Below are 20,972 nucleotides of genomic sequence, written 5' to 3'. Positions count from 1 at the left end.
AGTGGCCCGAAAAGGAGAACCCATGACTGACTACATCCACAACCCCGCGCTGGTTGCTGATCCGTTCACATTCGAGAGGGCCGCAAACGCACCAGTCACTGTGTATGACGCAGATGACACCTTTAACGCGGTGCCCCTTGTGCTGAAGGACTTGAACGGCATGCCGTTGGCGAACCCGATCACCTCAACGGGCGACGCCGTGACTCCCTGGATGGTCACGACGTCCCCGCAGCTCAAACTCGTTGGGGGCGGGCTCACAGTCGTGGTCTCAAGCTACAAGGGGCTGCGGGAGGATGCGCTGGCTGCGCAGACGGAGGCACAGCAGGCTAGAACTGCGGCTCAGGGCGCACAGGCAGCAGCCGCGCAGGCCGCCGAGTTCGCGCGAGCCCCCACAGATGCGCAGGTTGACGCCGGAATCAGCCGAGCCAACATCCCTGGGCAGGTCTCCGCGGTCGTGACACCCATGGTTGAGACTCAATTGCCACCGTTGATCGGTCCGCTCGTCGCGGAGGCCATTGCTGCGGACTCGACCGTGACCGACGCAGCGGCAGCGGCCGTGAACGGTGAACTCGCCATCCGGTCGTTGCTACAGTCGGCCTTTTCGGATGAGACGGACGTTGAGCTGGCCATCACCGACGAGGCCGGCAGGCGTAACTTCCTCGAAGCGACCAAGGACGGCACCCCCACGACCTTGTCTCAGCAGCTGCTGGCCCAAGTGTTCGGCCTCTTCCAAGGCCTCGCTTATGAGGGGTATTCATTCGTGGCCGTGGATGCTTTTGACCGTGCAGGCGTCATTGCCCAAACGGACGACGGCGGCTGGCCGGCGCACTCGGTAGAAGCGATGCGTAACGCCTTGACCCCGCCCGCGGCTAAGAAGATCACAACGATCGGGCACTCGTTCACCTCGAACGGCACCGAAGCGGACTACCTGCGCACTGCGCTGGGCTGGCCGTCCCACGCAACCCTGGGCGTTGGTGGTGAAATTGCATCCACCATCGCCGCCCGCATCGGCGCGCTCGTCTGGGAACTCCACCCCGTGGGCGGATCCATCCCAACAACCGGGCCGGTAGAAGTCCAGCTGGACCTGGAGGGTCGCGGCATTGCGTTGAATACCGCGTGGCCGCTGCTGTGGTCCAACGTTGCGACCGGACAGAACAACGACGGCCTGACAGGGCTGCGGGGCTCTCTTGCCGGGATCCCCGGCAAGCTCACGATCACCCGCCCAGCCGGAACCACATCCGGGGCTGCGCACCTTGCCGGAGATCAGTACTTCTTCACCAGGGACACAGCCGGAGCAGCAACACCCTGCGCCCGGGCCTCGTTCATGCCATCGTTCGCGCAAACCGCTGTCGGTGGTGTGGTCATCATCCATACCGCCATCAACGGGCTCGGCTTGCCGGACTCGGCAGAATCCGATGACACCTTCGGGGTGGTTCAAGCCATTATCGACTGGCTGCCGCATGATCGTTGGCTAGTCATTGGCGAATGGTGCGGCGCCACCGGAGCGCCTGGGACCACTGCCGGGGACGCTGTTATGGCCTGGAACCGGCGAGCCTCGCACCGGTGGGGGCGGCGGTTCGTTGACATCAACTCCTTCGCCCTGACGCACGGCCTTGCTACTGCCGGGATCACCCCCACGGCAGGTGACGTTACCGACATCGCCACGGGTATTGTCCCCCGCTCACTACGGGCGGACGGCCTGCACCCCAACGGGGCGGGCTATTCCGTTATCACCGCAGCAACTTCCCCCCGCGTTCGCGCCCTTGGCTGGGCCTGAAAGGACTAACCATGACCGCCATCATCCGCGCCATCGGCGCCACATTCTCCGACACCCTACCCAAGGCCCGCGCTATCCTCGCCAAAGACAACTTCACCCGGGCAGCCGGGACGGTGCTGGGTTCCACAGAAATCGGCGGAAAGACATGGGCTGCGGTTCATAACGCTGAAGCCCCCGCGCTCACCGGAACCGCGTTGCGCGTGAAAGCCATTGAGGCCGGGAAATCCGGTTGCCTCATTGACCTGGGTATTCCCGCGGCGGAGGTCGAGGCGGTTTGGGCGGCCAACGGCACGACGGTCCAAACGGGCCTCGCGGGTGTCATGGTACGCGCGAACTCCGCCGGAACGTCCGGGTTCTTCTTCGGCCCCGCGTACATTGGTGCGGGCTCAAGCCGCTGGCTGCTGGCAAGGCTCGACGGTGGCGTGTTGACCTGGTTGCTGAACGGGCCCGCTTCCGGCGCTGCTGACCGGCCAGTGCTTGGGGACAGGTTTTCGTTGCGCTGCAACGGATCAACCATTGAGGGCAGGGTAAACGGCATGACCTTACTGACCCTCACCGACGCGGCCTACGCAACAGCAACACGGGCAGGTCTGATAGCCATCGGATCAGCAGGCGGCAACACCCAATCAGACTTTGACACCTTCAAAGCCTTACCTGCCTAACCCCAATGGCGATCAAACGGCTGGAGGACCAATGAATGAATGGCTTGCCGGGCTGACCCTTGGTGAAATCATTTCGACGCTCGCGGTCATCACCGCCTGCCTCGCCGTGATCCTCAAGTTCTGGAGACCGTTCCGCAAAATCTTCAAGGGCTTGGAAACCATTGGTTCGGACTGGAACGGCGCCCCGGAGCGCAAGGATGCATCAGGGGAGGTCATCGAACCTGCCCGGCCAGGAGTCATGGCACAGCTCGAAACGCTACGCGCCCAAGTCCAGAACTCGCACAGCACCAACCTGCGCGACGACGTCGATAAGGCGTTGGAAAGGCTGGACGTGGTGACCGAGGTGCTAGCGGAGCATATCGGCATCGCCAAGCAGTCCGATGAGCAGCAGAAGGAACTGGCCGGAAAGGTCGATGACCTGCACGAACGCTACGGAACCAAAACAGGAGGCACCTCATGACAGCCCAACTCATAACGCCGAACCCGCACATCCCATGCGAACCGGGCTACTGCCTTCAGTACGTCCGCGAAACGTTCGGTCTCGGCGGCGTCTACCCGTCCGCTACCTCGGGCTGGTCCAACGCCCAATATAAGCATCGGGATCAGAATTTCCCGGACGCTTGGGTGCCGTTGTGGTTCTTCATGGCCGACGAACCTTTGGGCCATGTGGTCCTGCGCGCGCCGGACGGTTCGATCTTCTCCACAAGCGACGACTCAACCGTCCCACACCATCACCCGAACCTCGCGGACCTTATGGGCTACTACGCCCGCTATGGCCTGCCACTGATGTACCTCGGCTGGTCCGAGGACATCGAAACCGTTCGGGTAGTGAATGTCAGCAACTCCATCGAATACACCGGCTTCACCCAATCCCCACAGGAGGACGAATTGTCTGCTGCAGAAGTTCAAGAAATCAAGGACCACATCAACGACGTGTTCCTAGGCGACTACGCCTGGGACGGGCGCATGGATAACCCTGGCCTCGCTAAGGTGCTGATCGAAACTCAGAAGCGCGTGACGGCGCATCGGGAGGAAACAAGGGCAGCGTTTGATGCACTGCCCACCCGAGTCTGGTGGGGAACCACCGTTGTTCGTGATGGCAAGGAAATCGCGGTCATCCAAGACCAGGCAAACGTACGTACCGAGCAGCTCGGGCAGGGCCAAGTGCTGGTGGAAATTGCGGATAGCGTTTCTCCGGGAGCGCTGGCCACACTGGTTACCGAGGCCAACGCCGAAGCTGTCATTGAGGCTATCCGTGCCCGACTCGCTGCAACGGAAGGCTGAGCATGTTGACGTCCCTTCTCCGGACCGTTGTCCCCGCCCTGTGGGGTTCACTCATCGGCTGGACAATCGGCCTGCTGCCGGTCCTTGAACCCCACCGCGTGGCATTGCTTGAGTACGGGACGCCGCTGTCCGCCGTTGTTGCGGCCGTCCTCATCGGTGCCTGGTACGCGTTCTGGCGCTGGCTGGAACCACGCCTCCCCGACTGGCTTACCCGCGCTGTCCTCGGTTCCGCGAGAACGCCGAACTACGGAGCCAAACACCTCTTGATGAGCCCGGTAAGTGACCTGAGCGTCCAAGACACGCGAAAACGCTCCAAGAAATAGACATGAGAGCCCCCACCCTTCCTGGGTGGGGGCTCTTTTGCATTGCCCGCCGTCATGAAGCCCACGAGACCGCCACTGGCATGAAGAAATGGCGTTCGTCGAGTCCAAGCTGTTCGGCATCAGGACAGCCCTAGGTTTGCAGTGGAGTTGTGGAATGGCAAAACAAGAAACAGAAGGTCTGTTCGAAGGAGAGATCGGGCGAGCTATCGAAATGATCAAACCCGGAAATGGCGTTCGGATCATTGGAGCCGCGGGCAGCGGCAAGTCGACGGTAATAGCGGAGTTAGTAACCCGGCTGGAACGCTTCGGCCACACACCCCGCGTCATCAACGCCCTCCGCACCCAGCGGAACATCCCGCTCGCTGCAATTGACGCCCTCGAGTTGGCCACAAGGCCAGGACGCACAAGAGTCGTTCACCTCGCCAATGCACTATCCGCCCAACTCGCAGCCCAACACCAGCCCGTCATAATGATCGATGACATCCAATACGTCGACCAGCACTCCCTCGCAGTGCTCGAAGACGTTCTCCGGCGTACTGATTGCCCGCTCGTGACCTCAGCTCCAGCGTCCACACCCTTGGGGCAGGATCACTTAGCCCTGCTCGCTAGACGCTCCGAAGCCGTCATCCGGTTGCATCCACTCTCCGATTCAGAAACCAGTTCGCTTGCAAGAAGGACGCTCGGAAACCCATTGACCAGGGCGGCGGCAGCACGGCTCGTCTCCGCTTCGGAAGGAAACCCCAAGCTCGTTGTTCGAATCGTCCAGGCGGCCGTGCTGGCTGGACAGCTCTCCCTCAACGGTAAGGAATGGAAGATGACCTCCGATTCCCTTTCGAACGAACATATGGCAGGCACCCTTGAAGAAATGCAGTCAGAACTCAGCCCCGAACAGGTGGTTGCCTTGCTCCCCAAACCGGACACCGCGCCAACGGCAAACCCCGCCGGCGTCCGACTCACACCCCGCGAAGTCGAGTTGTCCGCCCTGGCCGGCGAAATGACGAACTGGGAGATCGCGGAATATCTGGAGATCAGCGTCCGCACCGTCGAAAACCACATCTCCAATGCCCTCCGAAAGACGGGTACCACTTCGAGGGCAGTGCTGTGCGAATTGGTAAGGAAGACGGCAGGACGAGGACGCTAGTTCTCTCTCTGCAGCTCGCGGCTCGGATTCACCGGTGCTGTGAACCGTGGGTCATGCCAGGGTGGGCACGTGCAGCCGGCATAGGACCCCTGACCGGATGAGGGCATTTTCTCGTTACTGTCCCCAAGCTTCGACAACAACCATGTCCGCGTTGGCAGCAATGTGCCGGCCCTCATGCCCCGCCGCTAGGACACAGGACACTTCAAACCCCAGATTGCTGGACTTAGCAGGGCAATCTCGCGTAGCGGCTACCGGGTTCTGCGGAAAGCTACTACCAACATTGACTATCTTCATTGACGCCCCTCTTCAGTGGTCCGGTTGCGGCCCGTGGTCCTCATGCTCGCCATTCAGCGCCTACCGTCCCGGATCTGGTACAGCCTCGCCTTGGATAGACCGGTGGCTTCAATCAGATCCTTGAGCCGGACGTTGTCGTCAGCGAACGCTTCCTGGATCAGCTCACGGAGCTCCAGCTCGAGGCGGGTTGCCTCAGCGGTGGCTTTGGTCTTCGCCTCGGCCGCCGCCCGCACTTTCTCCAGCTCAACCATGCCGGCGACGCTTCGTGAGGATGACCGCTGCAATCGCCGCAGCGACCACCCATGCGGCCAGGATTCCAAGACTGGCTGCCGGGTACTTGTCACCTGCGAGCATGGCCCCGGCCCCGATGGCGATGCCGGTAAAGATGATGGTGATGAATAGTGGGTCTTTGGTGATCTTCATATGTTTTCGAATGGTAGGTAGGCTGGGAGGGGAACCGGGCTACTTTCTCTAGCCCGGTTCCCTTATTGGCTACTTACGACGTCTGCCTTTCCCTTTGCGGGGCCACGCGATGATGATTTGGATTATCGCCGCGATCAGGCTGGCCGTCATAACTGCCAGTCCCAGTACTTCCATTCGTACCTCCTTCCTTGTCCGATATAGAAAGTATAGCGCGCTACACCCAAAGGGCAAGCGCGCTACACCTTGGGATTTAGGGCAACATGGAACCATGCCAATCCTCCCGCCCACATCGTTCCTGCTTGACGGGCAGAGGTACGACTTTGCTCACCCGGAGCGCGAGGGGCCCGTGAACGAGGTGAAATCGTGGGAGATGGGCCATTACCCCAAAGTGCTCGCGCAAGTGCCGCTGAAGGCCGGCGGGACGGTTGCTGTCTATGCCGAGGCGAAGTACTGGAACGGCACGCAGATCAGCGTCAACTGGTACGACGATGACAAGGACAGCCTCACCGCTTGGTTGCCCAAGGAATCGGTCCGGCCGGTCACTGAATCAGAGTGGGACATCGATGAGTACAACCGGTGCCCGGAATGGCTGCGCGGGGTGCAGTGGGGCAAGAGGCTCCCGGGGTTTCTTTCGCAGTAGGCGGCTGACCGGTCTTGCTTGTGTCCGGCGGCGTTGATGGAGGAGTGCAACAGTCTGCGGGTGGTACGCCACAGCGGCCTCCGTGCGGATCAGGCGGTTTCTTGTCTTTTCAGCGGCGGCGTCGTGTCCCGGTATGTTTATTCAGGATCAGGATCAGGATCAGGATCAGGGCCGACGACGAGGGAGAAATATGGCAAGCACAACTTGCGGCCGCTGCGGGACGCATAGCCACATGACAGTAATTGGGCCAGGTAACTGGGTTCCTGACGTGAACGGAATGGGCACTGGATGGAACGAGTCGTCGTTCAGGTGTGACAACTGTGGGCGTCTCAATGTCGGCGGACTCCGGCGTCCGCAGCGGCCCACGACAGCGGGCGATGTTGGGAACAATGTGAACTTCTGGTCTCAAAACGATCCTTCAGACTGGGCCCCAAGGTATGTCCAGGGCCAAGACTTCCCCGACGTCCCAGACGTTGTGGGAATTCCCGCATCAGAGGCCCACAAATGCCGCAGCATTGATGCTCTTATGTCATCCATACTGATGGCCCGAGCGGTCATCGAATCCGTTGCAAAGGAAAACGGAATCACCACCGGCAGCCTGTACAACAAGATCGAAGCCATGTTCACTGCCGGGCTCATTAACCAGTTCGCCAAGGATACCGCCAACACGGTTCGCGTCTTTGGGAATGACATGGCTCATGGTGATTTCACGGTGCCAGTTGACGCTGAGGACGCTGACGGCGTTCTGACATTCATGGATCTCATCCTTCATGATGTCTACCAGTCGAAAGCGAAACTCCAGCGCCTCAAGGATGCCGCGGATGCTCGTACGGCTGCCCGCAACTCCTAGTTAGCGGGCTGGGTGGCGCATCCGCATTTGGACGCGCCACCCTGACGGCGTTGTAGGTGATGGGGGCGTATCGGGGTAATATTCGGCGTGCAGATTTCTGAATCTTTCGCTGGCCTTGTCGCCCAGGTCTTTCCCGCCCTACTGATCGCGATGATGCTCGAGCAGAAATTGCTGCCCAGGGTATCCGCGATCAATCGTCCCCGGTTCTACGCATGGACCGGCTTTATCAACAATGTTGCTCGCTATGTGGCAGCGGCCGGGGCGATTTTCTCGACAATACTCTGTCTTCACATAGCGGCGGGCAGAGGGTCCACGCCACTTGCAGAGTGGGTCGTCTTGATTTCGATCTACCTTCTCGGCGGTTCTTTCGCGCTGACTATCAGCACTATGGCTTACAACTACTGCCACGAAGCGTGGGAGCAAGTGCAAGATGCCAGCGCTAAGGCCAACAAGGCTAAGAACCGCGCTAACGCCAACAAGGCTAAGAATCGGATCCGCTAGTTCCCAAGCATCCGAATCACGTCCTTCTAAGTTGTCAGGCACACGACGGATCGATCTATCCTTCTTTGCATTCTGGCCGTGCCGGTCTCGTGGCGGCAGCTGGGGTAGGGAATACCTCGGTCAATGGCTTCCAGTACCAATCTTGGAGTTTTCCGCCGCTGGCACAGAGGAATCGCTCCTTGAGGTTGTCCTCACTGATCCATGTGACAGCATTCCTTTTGACGGCGACCACCAACGTTTGCTTCCCTTGCTCGCCGATCACGTAACCGGAGATCTCCCGTTGCTGGTCGCCCTGATTGACGCTGATCGTTTCGGTAGGGACCCACGGAGTACTGACGAGAGCAGTGGCTTGTGTCACAACGATCATGCTGACCAGAAATGTTGGCCCTTCCCGCTGGATCCAGCCTCTGTTCACTGCATCTGTGGCCTTTCTGGCCGTGCCTCGCTTTCTTTTTCTGGCTTGGATGAGGCTCATTACAGCAAGAAGCGCCAAGCCCGCCGTGCCCATGGCAATTTGGAGGACCGGAAGGGTCAAAATAGCCACAATTACGCACAACGGAAGTAGGACCGATTGCAGTCCCGTGGAAAGGATGCTCTTGGAGGCCGGCACGTTTGGAAACACGTACTTGCTCAGTTGTGGGAGAAAGAGCCCGAAGAAGGAGGCTGCAGACACCAGGGAGAAGAGTGTGGAGGTGAGGATAGTGAATTGCTGTCCAGTGTTCAGGACAGCAAGTGCGATGCTCACGTCCCCTGCTGCAAAAATCAGAATGCGAATGGCGCAAAAGACCACCAGAACCCCTGAAGCGATTAGTGCGAAGTGCTGGATGATCATGGTTTTGATACTTGGTTCCGCTTGGGCGTTGGGTCGCATTTCCATGGTGTGGTCTTCCGGGGTGTGAGTTGGGGCAATTGTCCTCAAACATCATGCAGCCCTCGAAGCGCCAGCGGGAAGTTGATGGCTTCCGGCGCATGCCGATGCCGACTGTTACTGGATGATGGGTGGTGGTTTGACAACGCCCACTGAGGTGGTGTCGTTAGGTGGAAAGTGTCCCGCCCTCGTTGTTCTACGACTGCCGCGTCAGGGCGGCTCATTCAGCACTCGCCATCGTTGCTTTTCGACGCTTACTCATAACACTGCCTATCCCGATTTGTGTTGTGTCATGCCCGTTGTCTTCATATCCGCCTCAAGACTTTCCGGCAGCACGCTGGTGTCCCCCGTGACCATTCCCGGCAACAGGCCAGCCGGATCCGGAGGCAGCCAAGCCGATGCACTGACGAACTGTCTTCTCACGTCCAAAGCAGACTGCCGGACATCAAAATCATCCGCGATGAGAACAGGTGCTGAGGATGCGGACAGGACAGCGGCATCCGACTGTCCCTCACGTACAGCTTTCAGCGTTCCTGAGGTTCTGACGCGCTGACCGGGCCGCACGTCCTGCCAGCCATTGCCACCGACCACCATCACGTTTGCGGAACCCCGGGTTACGGAACCCTTGGAAGTGACCTCAACCAAGGCCGCAGCAGCAGACCACCGCTTTCCGCCGGAGTGGCCAGGCATAGGGACCTCTGCAGGAACTGCGGTGATGCGAACTTCGATTAGGACACCACTACTCCCTGCCACAGCTTGAGCCAACGGCCCCTGTTCCCGTGCGTTGGCCGTGACAGCGCAACTTACAGCCACCGCCGCACCAAGAACACTTGCCAGTGCGAGGGTGGCACATATGGTTCTTGCCCTATGCGCGTTGGGGCGATGCCTGCGTGCCACCACAAGCAGCAGGGCCCCCGCCAGCGCCATGACCGTCGCCAGAGCTGCTGATAGAGCGGCACCAATCAGCGACCCTGCAAAAGCAACGAACCAGGTCACCAGCACAGCAGGGACCAGCCTAAGGTCCATGCGTTTCGCTTGCGTTGGGCTACCTGTAGTGTTTGTAGGCCGAGCAAGCCCGGTCAACCCCAGTGGCTCAGCCACCCTGTACCGCGATCAGGTCTTTGAGTGACTCCATGAGCTTGGGTCCAATGCCCTCAACCGCGTCAAGTTCATCTACAGAAGCAAAAGGTCCGTGCTCCTTTCGCCAATCGATGATTCCTTGTGCAGTTACAGGCCCGACCCTGGGCAGAGTGCCCAATTCCTCCAGCGTGGCTGTGTTGATGTTTACCTTCGCCCCCTTGGCCGCGGGGGCCGCGGTTCCCCCGTTGCTGCCGGAGCCGCCACCAGGAGGGGATGGTGCCACCTGCATCTCCCCTATGACCGGCACGTGAATTTTCACGCCGTCACTGAGCACTTCGGCGAGGTTGAGCCCGTTAAGGTCTGCGTCGGACGCAGCACCCCCGGCGGCTTGTATCGCTTGAAAGACCCTGCTTCCTTGGGGCAGGGACACGATGCCGGGCTTCTGCACGGCACCGGCCACGTGCACCACCACCCTCTCACCGGCATCTGTTGCTTCCGGCTGAGGGGACACCGGGGATTCCGGCAATGCAGAACTGGAGGAAAGTGACGGACTGAGCGGTTCGGAGCGTGGCTGTCCAACAGCAGACTGCCACAAGTGCCAAGCAATGATGCCAACGCCCAAGATGGCCAAGAAGGCAGCTACCCTCCACGGGGTGCGCCACCGGGTTCGCGTTTGCTGCATCTGGACGTCGGGGTCTGGATCATCAAAAGCAGAACCAAGCTCGACTGGCAACTGTAATAGTGGAAGGGCTTGAGTGTCCGAACCCAATCGGGAAGTAAAACGCTGCCGGGCTGCCCGCCTTGCGGCATCTGGGGAGGCGTCCCGGTTCCGGCGTGGCATCTTTCGAGCCTATGGCTACCACTACTGGAACGACGTGGCCAAAATGCTCTATGTGGATAAGGCCAGGGATCAGTCCGTAGGCGTACTGCTCTCCCCCACGATGACCGCAAGAACGCCCAATCCTGCATGTGCTGCCAGAACGGCCGGGAGCGCGCTGATTTGGGGCGCCGGGCAGTCCGGACATTGCTCGGTCAAGCGGGCCGCCAAGGCTTCGGCTTCCAGCTGGTTACCAAAATGGTGAACCGCCAAACGCTGTTGGCCTGCGGGGCGGGAAGCGACATCCGCGGCGACAATCTCCTCAAGGCGGGCTATGGCGCGCACAGCGGAACGTACCTTTTCCAGCGGAACGATCCTGCCGCCGTCGACCGCCAGGATGGGCTTGATGGCAAGGACGGTACCGAACAAGGAGGCTGCCGCACCGATGCGGCCACCGCGCCTCAGTTGTTCGAGGCTGGGTACGTAGAAATAGACCCTGGTGCGTTCCATGCGCTTTTCGGCGAAGCCGCGGACTTCCGCCGCTCCCTGGCCGTCGGCTGCTGCTACGACCGCACTCTGTACACCCATTCCCTGTGCCATGCCAACGGTACGTGAGTCAACTATCTCAACCGGGATAGTGACCCGTGCGGCGGCCAGTCGGGCGGCATCAGCGGTCCCGGAAAGTTCGGATGAAATGTGGATGGACACCACAGACTCGAAACCGTGGCGCTGGGCAGCAAGGTACGCCTGCTCAAACTGCCCGGGTGATGGCCGTGACGTTTTTACCGAGGCGCCCGAAGCGAGGGCCAAGGACAGGGTTTGGGTGATGTCGTCTTCGCCCTCGCCGTAGATTTCGGTGCCCACCATCACCGGCATGGGAACAACTGCGAGGCGGCCGTCGGCGGTGAAGGCAGACACCCAGTCCGGAGGCAGCGCTGCTGCGGAATCAGTGACGATCGCAGTCTTGACGACGGCGGCCAACGGCACCTCAGCGGCAGGAGCCGGCGCGGTTGGTTGCCGCAGACGCGCCACTCTTTCTTTGAGCCACAGCCATGCAGGTGGTTCTCGCTCAGGCACGCGACCTCCAAAGATGATGGCCGGCCGCCGGCAGACTGCCGGCGGCCGCTCAATACCTGCTAGGCAGGAACGATGTTCACCAGTTTAGGTGCCCGCACGATCACCGTGCGGATGCCGCGGCCGTCCAAGGCCCGCTGGACGTTGTCGGAGGCCAGCGCAAGTTCACGCAGCGCGTCCTCAGTGATGTCCGGTGAAACTTCCAGGCGGTCGCGAACCTTGCCCTGGACCTGAACCACGGCGGTGACGGTGTCCTGCACCAGCAAGGCGGCATCGTGCTGTGGCCAGCCCGCATTTGCTACCGAGGCCGGGTGGCCCAGGGTGTTCCAGAGGTCTTCGGCCGTGTAGGGCGCAAAGAGGCTCAGGATTACTGCTACGGCTTCAACGGCTTCACGAACGGCGGGATCTGCAGCACCTGCACCAGAGTCGATGGTCTTGCGGGTTGCATTGACCAGTTCCATCAGGCGGGCAACCACCACGTTGAACTTGTTGTTGTCCAGGAGCTCAGCGGCATCGGCAATGGTCTTGTGTGTAACGGTGCGCAGGGCACGGTCACCGGTGGCAGGATCCACACCGGGTTCGCTGGTGACGTCCTGGCCAAGGCGCCAGGCACGGGCCAGGAACTTGGCAGAACCCGACGGCGACACATCCGCCCAGTCGACGTCGTCCTCCGGCGGGGAGGCAAAGACCATGGTGAGGCGGACGGCGTCGACGCCGAACTTGTCCAACTGCTCGCCCAGATCCACACCGTTGCCGAGGGACTTGCTCATGGCTTTGCCGCCGTTGAGTACTTGACCTTGGTTAAGCAGCGCGGAGAACGGCTCGTTGGCCTCGATCAGGCCGATGTCTTTGATGACCTTGGTGAAGAAGCGGGCGTACAGCAGGTGGAGGATGGCGTGCTCCACGCCGCCTACGTACTGTCCAACAGGCATCCAGTTGTTGATCTTTTCGGGATCAAACGGACCCTCGGTATAGTCCGGCGAGACGAACCGCAGGAAGTACCAGGACGAGTCCACGAACGTATCCATGGTGTCCGTGTCCCGCTGTGCAGCACGGCCACAGTTGGGGCACTGAACGTTGACCCACTCGACGGCGGCAGCCAGCGGAGAAGTTCCCTTGGGTGACAAGGCCTCACCGCGGAGGTTGTCCGGCAACCTCACCGGAAGCTGGTCATCGGGGACCGGCACTTCGCCACACTCACCGCAGTGGATGATGGGGATGGGGGTGCCCCAGAAACGCTGGCGGCTCAGCAGCCAGTCACGCAGCCGGAAGTTGACGAATTTCTCGCCGGTTCCCAGTTTCTCCAGGATCTCAATTGCTGCGGGAATGCCTTCGGACTTGGTCAGCCCGTCCAGTTCGCCGGAGTTCTTGAGCGTGCCTTCGCCGGCAGTGGCAACACCGGTCTCTGCCGGGTCTTCGGCGCCGGTGTCCAGCACTGCGCGGACGGGCAGTCCGAAGGCTTTGGCGAAGTCGAGGTCTCGCTGGTCGTGTGCCGGGACGGCCATAATGGCGCCTGTGCCGTAGTCGGCAAGGACGTAGTCGGCGGCCCATACGGGGAGTTTTTCTCCGTTGAGCGGGTTGATGGCGTAGCGGCCGGTGAAGACGCCGGTCTTCTCACGTTCGGTGGACTGGCGTTCAATTTCGGAGAGTGCCTTGACCTTCTCGCGGTAGGCCATCAGTTGGTCGTGCTGTTCCGGGGTCACCAAATCCAGTGCCAGGTGGGCATCAGCTGCGACCACGAAGAACGTTGCACCGTAGAGGGTGTCAGGCCGCGTGGTGAAAACAGTAACTTCGCGCTCGGCACGGTCCTCGGTTGCTTCGATGACGAAGCGCACGTGGGCGCCTTCGGATCGGCCGATCCAGTTGCGTTGCATGGCCAGAACGCGCTCGGGCCAGTGACCTTGCAGCTGATCCATGTCCTCGAGGAGACGGTCTGCGTAGTCCGTGATCTTGAAGTACCACTGGTTCAGGGACTTCTTGGTGACGGGTGTGCCACAACGCTCACAAGCACCGTTGACAACTTGCTCGTTCGCCAGGACGGTGAGGTCCTTGGGGCACCAGTTGACCGGTGAGTCCTTGCGGTACGCCAGGCCACGCTCGTAGAAGCGCTTGAACAGCCACTGGGTCCACCGGTAGTACTCGGGGTCTGAGGTGTGGATGCGGCGGGACCAGTCGGCAGAGATCGCGTAACGCTTGAAGGAGGCTGCCTGGGTGTCAATGTTGGCGTAGGTCCACTCGCTGGGGTGGGCGTTGCGCTTGATCGCCGCGTTCTCCGCGGGCAGTCCGAACGAGTCCCAACCAATGGGGTGGAGGACATCGAAGCCCTTCTGGCGCAGGTAGCGCGCTACGACGTCGCCCATGGCGAAGGCTTCCGCGTGGCCCATGTGGAGGTCGCCGGAGGGGTAGGGGAACATGTCCAGCACGTAGCGGCGTTCCCGGGAACCGTCGTCGACGGGGGTGAAGACTTTGAGGTCTTCCCAGACCTGCGGCCACTTGGCTTCCATCGCAGCGAAGCTGTAGACGCCCTCTTCAGGCGCTTCGGCTGCGGCTGTTGGTGCTGTTCCGGTCTCTGTCTCCGGCTGAACGCTCACTGCTGCCCTCTTCTGTTCTTCGATGGCGGTTTTGACTCCTGCTATGTCACCGGAATGTCCCGGACACACAAAAGCCCCTCAACAAATGGAGGGGCGGCCGCACGGCTATGAAAGCCGAGCGGCTAGCTAAGCAGAAGGATCGCACGCATAGATCTACAATAGCGCACGATTATCCATCCACTCACCGACGAATCACGGTTGGCGGCCCAGCACGTGGCTTGCAGACCGGCTCAATGACGCCGTGCTGTTATGGGGGCCCGGGAGCGGCTTCGGGCGTCCGCGAAGCGGGCGGGGCCCCCATAACAGCTAAGGCGCCATGTCGCTGGTCTTATTTCACGTCCTCGTCCACCCAGTCCATGGACTTTGTCACGGCCTTCTTCCAGAGGCGCAGCTGACGCTCCTGCTCCTCTGCCGGAAGCTGCGGCTCCCAGCGCTTGTCTTCGTTCCAGTTTGCGCTGAGCTCACCGAGGTCTTTCCAGAAGCCGACGGCGAGGCCGGCAGCGTAGGCCGCGCCGAGGGCGGTGGTTTCGACCACTTTCGGACGAACAACCGGTACGCCCAGGATGTCTGCCTGGAATTGCATGAGAGCCTCGTTGGCCACCATACCGCCGTCGACCTTCAACTCCGTGAGCGGTACACCCGAATCAGCGTTGACGGCGTCGAGTACCTCGCGCGTCTGGAAAGCAGTTGCTTCCAGTGCCGCGCGGGCAATGTGGCCCTTGTTGGCGAACCGCGTGAGCCCGACGATCGCACCGCGTGCATCGGCGCGCCAATATGGTGCGAACAGTCCGGAGAAGGCCGGGACGATGTAGACGCCTCCGTTGTCCTTTACGCCGGCGGCCAGTTCCTCTACTTCAGGAGCGGAACTGATCATGCCGAGGTTGTCGCGGAGCCACTGGATCAGGGATCCCGTGACGGCGATGGATCCTTCGAGGGCATAGTGCGGCTTTGCGTCGCCCAGCTTGTATCCGAGGGTGGTGAGGAGCCCGTTCTTGGAGTGAACGATCTCTTCGCCGGTGTTGAAGATCAGGAAGCAGCCCGTGCCGTAAGTGTTTTTGGCTTCGCCCGGCTGGAATGCCGCCTGCCCGAAGGTTGCTGCCTGCTGGTCACCAAGGATGCCGGCCACCGGTGTTTCCCGGAGCAATTGCGAAGTGTGGACGTGGCCGTAAACCTCAGAGGAGGACTTGATGGCGGGCATCATGGAGGCGGGGACACCAAATACGTCCAGGATTTCCTGGTCCCACTGGAGTGTTTCGAGGTCCATGAACAAGGTGCGGGAGGCGTTGGTGACGTCGGTGACGTGCACACCGCCGTCCACGCCGCCGGTCAGGTTCCAGAGGACCCAGGCATCGGTGTTGCCGAAGAGGAGGTCGCCGGCTTCGGCCCGTTCCCGGGCACCCTCCACGTTGTCCAGGATCCACTTGATCTTGGTGCCGGAGAAGTACGTTGCCAGCGGAAGGCCCACCTTCTGTTTGAAGCGCTCCACTCCCCCGTCCCGTGCCAGTTCGTCGACGATGGGCTGTGTGCGGGTGTCCTGCCAGACGATCGCGTTGTAGACGGCCTCGCCGGTGTTCTTGTCCCACACAACGGCGGTTTCGCGCTGGTTGGTGATGCCGACGGCGGCAATGTCGTGCCGTGTCAGGTTCGCCTTGGACAGGGCGGAGGCAATAACTTCCCGGGTGTTGTTCCAGATCTCGGCGGGGTTGTGCTCCACCCAGCCGGCCTGCGGGAAGATCTGCTCGTGTTCCATTTGGCCGGTGGAGACGATGTTGCCTGTGTGGTCAAAGACGATGGCGCGGGAGCTGGTGGTGCCTTGATCGATGGCGATGACGTATTGATTCATGGTGACGTCCTTGTCTGGGTTGTTGGCTAATCAGGTGATGATGTACAACGTGCGGGTGGGTGGTGCGAGCCTGTGCAGAACTAGCCGGCGATTGCCGGCATGATGTCCGGGACCCATAGGGCAACTACGCCTGCAAGGGCGCCGCCAACCAGCGGTCCTACCACCGGGATCCAGGAGTAGGCCCAGTCACTGCTGCCCTTGCCCTTGATGGGTAGCAGAGCGTGGGCGATGCGGGGGCCGAGGTCACGTGCAGGGTTGATGGCGTAGCCGGTGGGGCCACCCAGTGAGACACCGATGCCGACAACAAGCAGGCCAACGGCAAGCGGACCAAGTTCATTGGGGGTGCCGGCGAAGGTCAGGATGACGAAGACCAGAACGAACGTGCCGATGATTTCGGTGATGAGGTTCCAGGCGGTGGAGCGGATGGCCGGGCCGGTGGAGAAGGTGCCCAGCTTGTTCGCTGCGAGGGGTTCTTCATCGAAGTGCTGCTTGTAAGCGAGCCAGCAAAGAACTGCACCCAGGAAGGCGCCCAGCAATTCAGCACCGAAGTACGTCAAGGTGGAAGCGAACGTGACGGCCACGTCCGGGGCGTACTCGGCTTTGCCGTTGACAAGCAGGCCCAAAGTAACGGCCGGGTTAAGGTGCGCACCGGACTTTGCGGCCACAAAAACGCCCGCGAAGACCGCAATACCCCAGCCCCACGTCACCATCAAGAATCCAGCGTTGTAACCCTTGGTGCCTTTGAGCGCAACGTTTGCCACGACGCCGCAACCCAGCAGGGTCAGCATCATGGTTCCGAATACTTCGGAAAGGAAAACAATTCCAAGAGACATCTTTGACTCCTCATTTTCTGTTGTCAGCCTCCTCGCGGGTGAAGAGGCTGTTGGGACGGTTCCGTTGTCTCCGGAACCGTCCCGGTGTGGTGGTCCCCTGGCGGGCCCACCTACCCCATTCCGTCCCTACCGCACGCTGGGACGGTCAAGCTGTTTCCGCTGCCTGGGCTCAGGCTACGAGACTGTGCACGTCTACCTTGTGGAACCGTTGCAGTACGTCCTGGGCGTGGCGGATTTCTGCCTCACGGGCTGCAGCGTCCCAACCGAGTGGCCCGGCCAATGCCGCTGCGATCTCATTGAGCAACTCGCCGGTGACAAGGCCACGGAACGCGAGCGAGGTCCTGCGGATGAGGACATCCACCAGGTGCCCAATTTGCTCGTGCTCTGCCATGAAAGCCAATTCCCGAATGCTCAGTTCGCGGGTGGAGCGCAGTGGCGCGTCGTGTCCGGCGTTCAGGTAGTTGATGACTTCCTCGGCCCTGGTTCCGTAACGGGTCAGCAGGACAGCTACGCGGTCAGCGTCCAGGCCCGGACCCATGTGCTTCTTGATCCATTCCTGCTCACCTTGTTCCGTGGCAGGGAAGCCGGTGCCGCCACCGATGGCGAGTTTCGCCGTCGAGACTTTGCGTTCCATTCCCAGTTCGCGCAGGACGTCGTTGGTCATGTGCTCGGCGAGGGCGCGGAAGGTGGTCCACTTGCCGCCCACCAAGCTGAGCACGACGGCGGCCTTACCGCCCGGCGTCGCGACTGAGTCGTTGCCGGAGCGGACGCTGCGTTCAATGCGGTAGTCGCGTGAGACGAAGCCCGGCTGCGTCGCGTCGTGGCGCGGCAGGGGACGAACACCGGCAAAGCTGTACACGATCTGATCGCGCTCCACTTTGATGGTGGGGAAAACATGGCCGACGAGATCGAAGAAGTAGTCGATTTCTTCTTCAGTACATACAGCGTCTTCGGACATGTCAGCATCCACATCTGTGGTACCAACCAGGACGCGGTCTCCCATGGGGTAGATCAGGACGATGCGGCCATCGGTGTGCTCGAAGAAGATTTCGCGGCCGTTGCAGGCTGCGAGCAGTTCCGGGTGGTCCAGGACGATGTGCGATCCCTTGGTGCCGCCCATGAACTTGCTGACCGCGCCCATGGCCTGGTTGGTGAGGTCCACCCAGGCACCTGTGGTGTTGACGATGACGTCAGCCTGGAAGTCGAATTCCTTGCCGGTCAGTTCATCTCGGAGCCGGACACCGTCCGAGCCCATGGACACGAGCGAGACGTAATTGCTGGCGCGGGCTGTGCCGCCCGGCAGTCCCCCGCCCCGGCCTGCCTTCTCGCCGTCCTGCAGGACGTCAAGGGTCAGGCGTTCGGGGTTATGGACGGAAGCGTCAAAGTAGGTGGCCGCATACTTCAGATTTGAAGGAAGTTTGGGAAGTTCCGCCAGGGCCTTGGTCCGGCCGTGGAACTGGTGGCGGGGTACGCTGCCGCCGTCGCGGGAGAAGAAGTCGTACATGCTCAGGCCGACCTTGATGAGGAACGCGCCGCGTTCCTTGGGCTTGCCCTGTTTGTGGGTGAGAAAGCGCATGGGTGCTGACAGGATGCCGGAGAACGTGCTGAAAATCGGAATGGTGGTCTGCAGCGGTTTCACGTAGTGCGGAGCGATCCGCAGGAGCCTGTTGCGCTCTACCACGGACTCCTGGACCAGGCGGAACTCACCGTTCTCCAAGTAGCGGATGCCGCCGTGAATCATGTGGGAGGAAGCTCCGCTGGCGCCCTGGCAATAGTCGCCGCGTTCAACAAGTGCCACGTCCACGCCTTGGAGGGCGAGATCGCGGAACGTTCCCACACCGTTGATGCCCCCGCCGATGATGAGTACCTTGGCCGAAGGCCGCTCCTGCAGGGCAACGACGGAGTCGCGCTGAGTGTGCTGTGAGGTACCGGAAATCTTGTTGTGTCCCAAAACTGCTCCCTTGGGCTTGGTTCGTGCGCCGCGCCACTCGCTGCTGCACCGTTCACCACTAATCTTGCGAAGGTGGAAAATGGAGTCAAGCTATTTGCACAAACGTGCAGTAAGGAAATGAGATGGCACGATCACGTCACTCGGATGCGCTCCGGGCTGCACAGATGTATTACCTCCAGGACCTGACCATGGATGCGATTGCCCGGGAGCTCCGGACGTCGCGCTCCACTGTCTCCAGGCTGTTGTCCTCGGCGAGGGAAACAGGCCTGGTTCAGGTCCAGATTCGAAGCCCGTTCGATACAGGTCCTGAGCTGGAAAGCCAGATAAGGAACCAGTACGGCGTGGACGTCCACGTGGTTCCTGTGCTGGATACTCTCAACGAGGCCGAGACCCTGGACCGCGTAGCCATGCAGGCTGCAAGAACAATCGGCCCCCTGGTGGACTCAAACGCAATCATCGGCGTGGCCTGGGGCGCTACCCTGAGCGCGGTCAGCCGGCACCTCACCCGCAAGGTGACCCACGACAGCATCGTGGTTCAACTCAACGGCGCCGGAAACATGCAAACCACAGGAATTACCTATGCCAGTGACATCATGCGGCGCTTCGGCAGTGCGTACGGTGCGCGCGTGGAGCAGTTCCCCGTTCCTGCATTTTTTGATCATGCCTCCACCAAGACAGCCATGTGGAATGAGCGCAGCGTTCAACGCATCCTGGACTTGCAGGCCCGCATGAGCATCGCCATCTTCGGCGTCGGATCAGTGGACTCGGACTACCCTAGCCATGTGTACGCCGGCGGCTACCTGGATGAACACGATCTCACCATGCTGGCTGCCGACGACGTCGTAGGTGACGTGGCAACGGTCTTCTTCCGCAGCGACGGTTCCTCGGACGGCATCACCCTTAATGAGCGGTCCACCGGTCCCGGCCATGAACAGTTGCGTCAAGTCAGGCGGCGGATTTGCGTGGTCTCCGGAGCGTCCAAAATCAACGGACTCCAGGGAGCCTTGGCGGCCGGGCTGGCAACAGACCTTATTTTGGACGAAGCCTCAGCCCGACGCCTGGTGAGTTTCAACGGCCATTCCTGAAGCAATCGTGCAAGGAATAGGTAGAGTCGTTGCTATGAGATCCCCTTCCAAGCTGACATCGAATAGGTTGGCGCTCAACAACGGCGTACAGATGGACCGCATGGGATACGGACTCTACAAAGTTCCCGCCCAGGATGCAGAAGCGTTGGTTTCCACGGCCTTGGGCGAGGGCTACCGAAGATTTGATACCGCAGCCATGTACGGCAACGAAGTAGGTGTGGGCCGGGCTTTGGGCGGCGCAATCTCAGATGCGACCGAAGCCAACAGAAGTACCGGCGGCTCCGGTGAATCCGTGCACGCACTCACTCGTGAGGACGTCTTCGTCACCACCAAGGTCTGGAACGATGACCACGGCTACGATGCCACGCTGCGCGCCTTTGACACATCCATGGCGAACCTTGGGCTCGACTACGTGGACCTCTACCTCATCCATTGGCCGTGCGCCGGGCGCGGTTTGTTCATCGAAAGCTATAAAGCCATGGAAACCCTCTACAGGGAGGGCAAGGTGCGGGCGATCGGTGTTTCCAACTTCCAGCCGGCACATCTCGACGAGCTGATGCAAAAGGCCGAGGTGGTTCCCGCCGTCAACCAGATTGAACTGCACCCCTGGCTGCAGCAGAGCAGGTTGCGGACTTTTCACGAGCAACTCGGAATCCGCACCGAGGCGTGGAGCCCCCTTGGCCGCGGGCAGGTACTTGCGGACCCCGCCATCCTCTCGCTGTCTGAAAAGTACAGCCGCACGCCGGCCCAGATCATTCTGCGATGGCATCTACAGTTGGGAAACCTGGTGATCCCCAAAGCAAGCACGTCGGGGCGGATCAAGGAAAACTTCGCCGTCTTCGATTTCGATCTGGACGCCGCGGACATGGACGGCATGGCAGCACTCGAACGCCATCATCGAACGGGATCACACCCGGACAACGTGAAGTAGGGAC

At 61.0% G+C, this 20,972-nt stretch carries 22 protein-coding genes; 12 read left to right on the top strand and 10 right to left on the bottom strand.

All coding sequences use genetic code 11. The annotated features are described in order from the left end of the window. Window positions 1-22: 22 nt before the first annotated feature. The 6 genes from BACI9J_RS09125 (at window position 23) to BACI9J_RS09100 (ending at window position 5,187) form a co-directional block, all read left to right on the top strand. Window positions 23-1,777: a hypothetical protein gene (locus BACI9J_RS09125; protein ID WP_159734086.1), complete on the top strand. Its 1,755-nt coding sequence runs from the start codon at window positions 23-25 to the stop codon at window positions 1,775-1,777. Between the two features lie 11 nt (window positions 1,778-1,788). Next, a complete protein-coding gene (locus tag BACI9J_RS09120; RefSeq protein ID WP_159734085.1) occupies window positions 1,789-2,439 on the top strand; it encodes a hypothetical protein in 651 nt (216 codons plus the stop codon). 31 nt (window positions 2,440-2,470) lie between these two features. Then, the gene (locus BACI9J_RS09115) at window positions 2,471-2,899 is read left to right on the top strand and encodes a hypothetical protein (protein ID WP_159734084.1); all 429 of its coding nucleotides are present in this window, start codon (window positions 2,471-2,473) and stop codon (window positions 2,897-2,899) included. Further along, window positions 2,896-3,723: a hypothetical protein gene (locus tag BACI9J_RS09110; protein WP_159734083.1), complete on the top strand. Its 828-nt coding sequence runs from the start codon at window positions 2,896-2,898 to the stop codon at window positions 3,721-3,723. The genes BACI9J_RS09115 and BACI9J_RS09110 overlap by 4 nt, the downstream gene beginning before the upstream one ends. Before the next feature lie 2 nt (window positions 3,724-3,725). After that, window positions 3,726-4,046, top strand: coding sequence for a hypothetical protein (locus BACI9J_RS09105; protein WP_159734082.1), 321 nt, complete (start codon window positions 3,726-3,728; stop codon window positions 4,044-4,046). Between the two features lie 154 nt (window positions 4,047-4,200). After that, complete coding sequence (locus tag BACI9J_RS09100) at window positions 4,201-5,187, top strand: helix-turn-helix domain-containing protein (protein ID WP_201296545.1); 987 nt, start codon at window positions 4,201-4,203, stop codon at window positions 5,185-5,187. 347 nt (window positions 5,188-5,534) lie between these two features. On the opposite strand, the gene BACI9J_RS09095 is transcribed toward BACI9J_RS09100, so the two are convergent. Both BACI9J_RS09095 and BACI9J_RS09090 read right to left on the bottom strand, forming a co-directional pair. Then, complete coding sequence (locus tag BACI9J_RS09095) at window positions 5,535-5,732, bottom strand: hypothetical protein (protein WP_159734081.1); 198 nt, start codon at window positions 5,730-5,732, stop codon at window positions 5,535-5,537. Continuing rightward, window positions 5,725-5,904: a hypothetical protein gene (locus BACI9J_RS09090; RefSeq protein ID WP_159734080.1), complete on the bottom strand. Its 180-nt coding sequence runs from the start codon at window positions 5,902-5,904 to the stop codon at window positions 5,725-5,727. The genes BACI9J_RS09095 and BACI9J_RS09090 overlap by 8 nt, the downstream gene beginning before the upstream one ends. A 268-nt stretch (window positions 5,905-6,172) precedes the next feature. On the opposite strand from BACI9J_RS09090, the gene BACI9J_RS09085 reads away from it, so the two are divergent. The 3 genes from BACI9J_RS09085 to BACI9J_RS09075 all read left to right on the top strand — a co-directional run bounded on the left by BACI9J_RS09085 (window position 6,173) and on the right by BACI9J_RS09075 (window position 7,895). Beyond that, a complete protein-coding gene (locus BACI9J_RS09085) occupies window positions 6,173-6,544 on the top strand; it encodes a hypothetical protein (protein ID WP_159734079.1) in 372 nt (123 codons plus the stop codon). Between the two features lie 133 nt (window positions 6,545-6,677). Beyond that, the gene (locus tag BACI9J_RS24615; RefSeq protein WP_328699822.1) at window positions 6,678-7,394 is read left to right on the top strand and encodes a DUF4145 domain-containing protein; all 717 of its coding nucleotides are present in this window, start codon (window positions 6,678-6,680) and stop codon (window positions 7,392-7,394) included. 87 nt (window positions 7,395-7,481) lie between these two features. Continuing rightward, window positions 7,482-7,895: a hypothetical protein gene (locus BACI9J_RS09075; protein ID WP_159734078.1), complete on the top strand. Its 414-nt coding sequence runs from the start codon at window positions 7,482-7,484 to the stop codon at window positions 7,893-7,895. A gap of 55 nt (window positions 7,896-7,950) precedes the next feature. Here BACI9J_RS09075 and BACI9J_RS09070 read toward each other — a convergent pair whose 3' ends face one another. From BACI9J_RS09070 to BACI9J_RS24320, 3 genes are all read right to left on the bottom strand, one after another. Then, window positions 7,951-8,727: a hypothetical protein gene (locus BACI9J_RS09070; RefSeq protein ID WP_159734077.1), complete on the bottom strand. Its 777-nt coding sequence runs from the start codon at window positions 8,725-8,727 to the stop codon at window positions 7,951-7,953. Between the two features lie 306 nt (window positions 8,728-9,033). After that, window positions 9,034-9,789, bottom strand: a complete 756-nt coding sequence (locus BACI9J_RS09065) for a DUF4131 domain-containing protein (protein WP_159734076.1) — start codon at window positions 9,787-9,789, stop codon at window positions 9,034-9,036. A gap of 67 nt (window positions 9,790-9,856) precedes the next feature. Continuing rightward, window positions 9,857-10,354 carry a ComEA family DNA-binding protein gene (locus BACI9J_RS24320; RefSeq protein WP_236558614.1) on the bottom strand — a complete coding sequence of 166 codons (498 nt, stop codon included), beginning with the start codon at window positions 10,352-10,354 and terminating at the stop codon, window positions 9,857-9,859. A gap of 84 nt (window positions 10,355-10,438) precedes the next feature. Between BACI9J_RS24320 and BACI9J_RS24315 the strand changes: the two genes are divergently transcribed. Then, window positions 10,439-10,582, top strand: coding sequence for a hypothetical protein (locus BACI9J_RS24315; RefSeq protein WP_236558604.1), 144 nt, complete (start codon window positions 10,439-10,441; stop codon window positions 10,580-10,582). A gap of 171 nt (window positions 10,583-10,753) precedes the next feature. Here BACI9J_RS24315 and BACI9J_RS09055 read toward each other — a convergent pair whose 3' ends face one another. From BACI9J_RS09055 to BACI9J_RS09035, 5 genes are all read right to left on the bottom strand, one after another. After that, complete coding sequence (locus tag BACI9J_RS09055) at window positions 10,754-11,737, bottom strand: DegV family protein (RefSeq protein ID WP_201296543.1); 984 nt, start codon at window positions 11,735-11,737, stop codon at window positions 10,754-10,756. Between the two features lie 59 nt (window positions 11,738-11,796). After that, window positions 11,797-14,325 (bottom strand): leucine--tRNA ligase, encoded by a 2,529-nt coding sequence (leuS, locus tag BACI9J_RS09050; protein WP_159734074.1) that lies wholly within the window; start codon window positions 14,323-14,325, stop codon window positions 11,797-11,799. A 328-nt stretch (window positions 14,326-14,653) separates the two neighbouring features. Further along, window positions 14,654-16,168: a glycerol kinase GlpK gene (glpK, locus tag BACI9J_RS09045; RefSeq protein ID WP_159734073.1), complete on the bottom strand. Its 1,515-nt coding sequence runs from the start codon at window positions 16,166-16,168 to the stop codon at window positions 14,654-14,656. Between the two features lie 80 nt (window positions 16,169-16,248). Then, the gene (locus BACI9J_RS09040) at window positions 16,249-17,001 is read right to left on the bottom strand and encodes an MIP/aquaporin family protein (protein ID WP_159734072.1); all 753 of its coding nucleotides are present in this window, start codon (window positions 16,999-17,001) and stop codon (window positions 16,249-16,251) included. A gap of 169 nt (window positions 17,002-17,170) precedes the next feature. Then, window positions 17,171-18,952, bottom strand: coding sequence for a glycerol-3-phosphate dehydrogenase/oxidase (locus tag BACI9J_RS09035; protein WP_159734071.1), 1,782 nt, complete (start codon window positions 18,950-18,952; stop codon window positions 17,171-17,173). A 122-nt stretch (window positions 18,953-19,074) separates the two neighbouring features. Here BACI9J_RS09035 and BACI9J_RS09030 point away from each other — a divergent pair, with 122 nt between their 5' ends. Together BACI9J_RS09030 and BACI9J_RS09025 are read left to right on the top strand one after the other, a co-directional pair. After that, window positions 19,075-20,037: a sugar-binding transcriptional regulator gene (locus BACI9J_RS09030; RefSeq protein ID WP_159734070.1), complete on the top strand. Its 963-nt coding sequence runs from the start codon at window positions 19,075-19,077 to the stop codon at window positions 20,035-20,037. Window positions 20,038-20,071: 34 nt separating this feature from the next. Beyond that, window positions 20,072-20,968: an aldo/keto reductase gene (locus BACI9J_RS09025; protein WP_159734069.1), complete on the top strand. Its 897-nt coding sequence runs from the start codon at window positions 20,072-20,074 to the stop codon at window positions 20,966-20,968. Window positions 20,969-20,972 lie beyond the last annotated feature (4 nt).

This window comes from Arthrobacter sp. 9V (genome assembly GCF_902506065.1).
In the GTDB taxonomy this organism is placed as follows: domain Bacteria; phylum Actinomycetota; class Actinomycetes; order Actinomycetales; family Micrococcaceae; genus Arthrobacter.
Note: the sequence above shows the minus strand (reverse complement) of the source record. Positions and strands in the feature narration are given on the sequence as shown.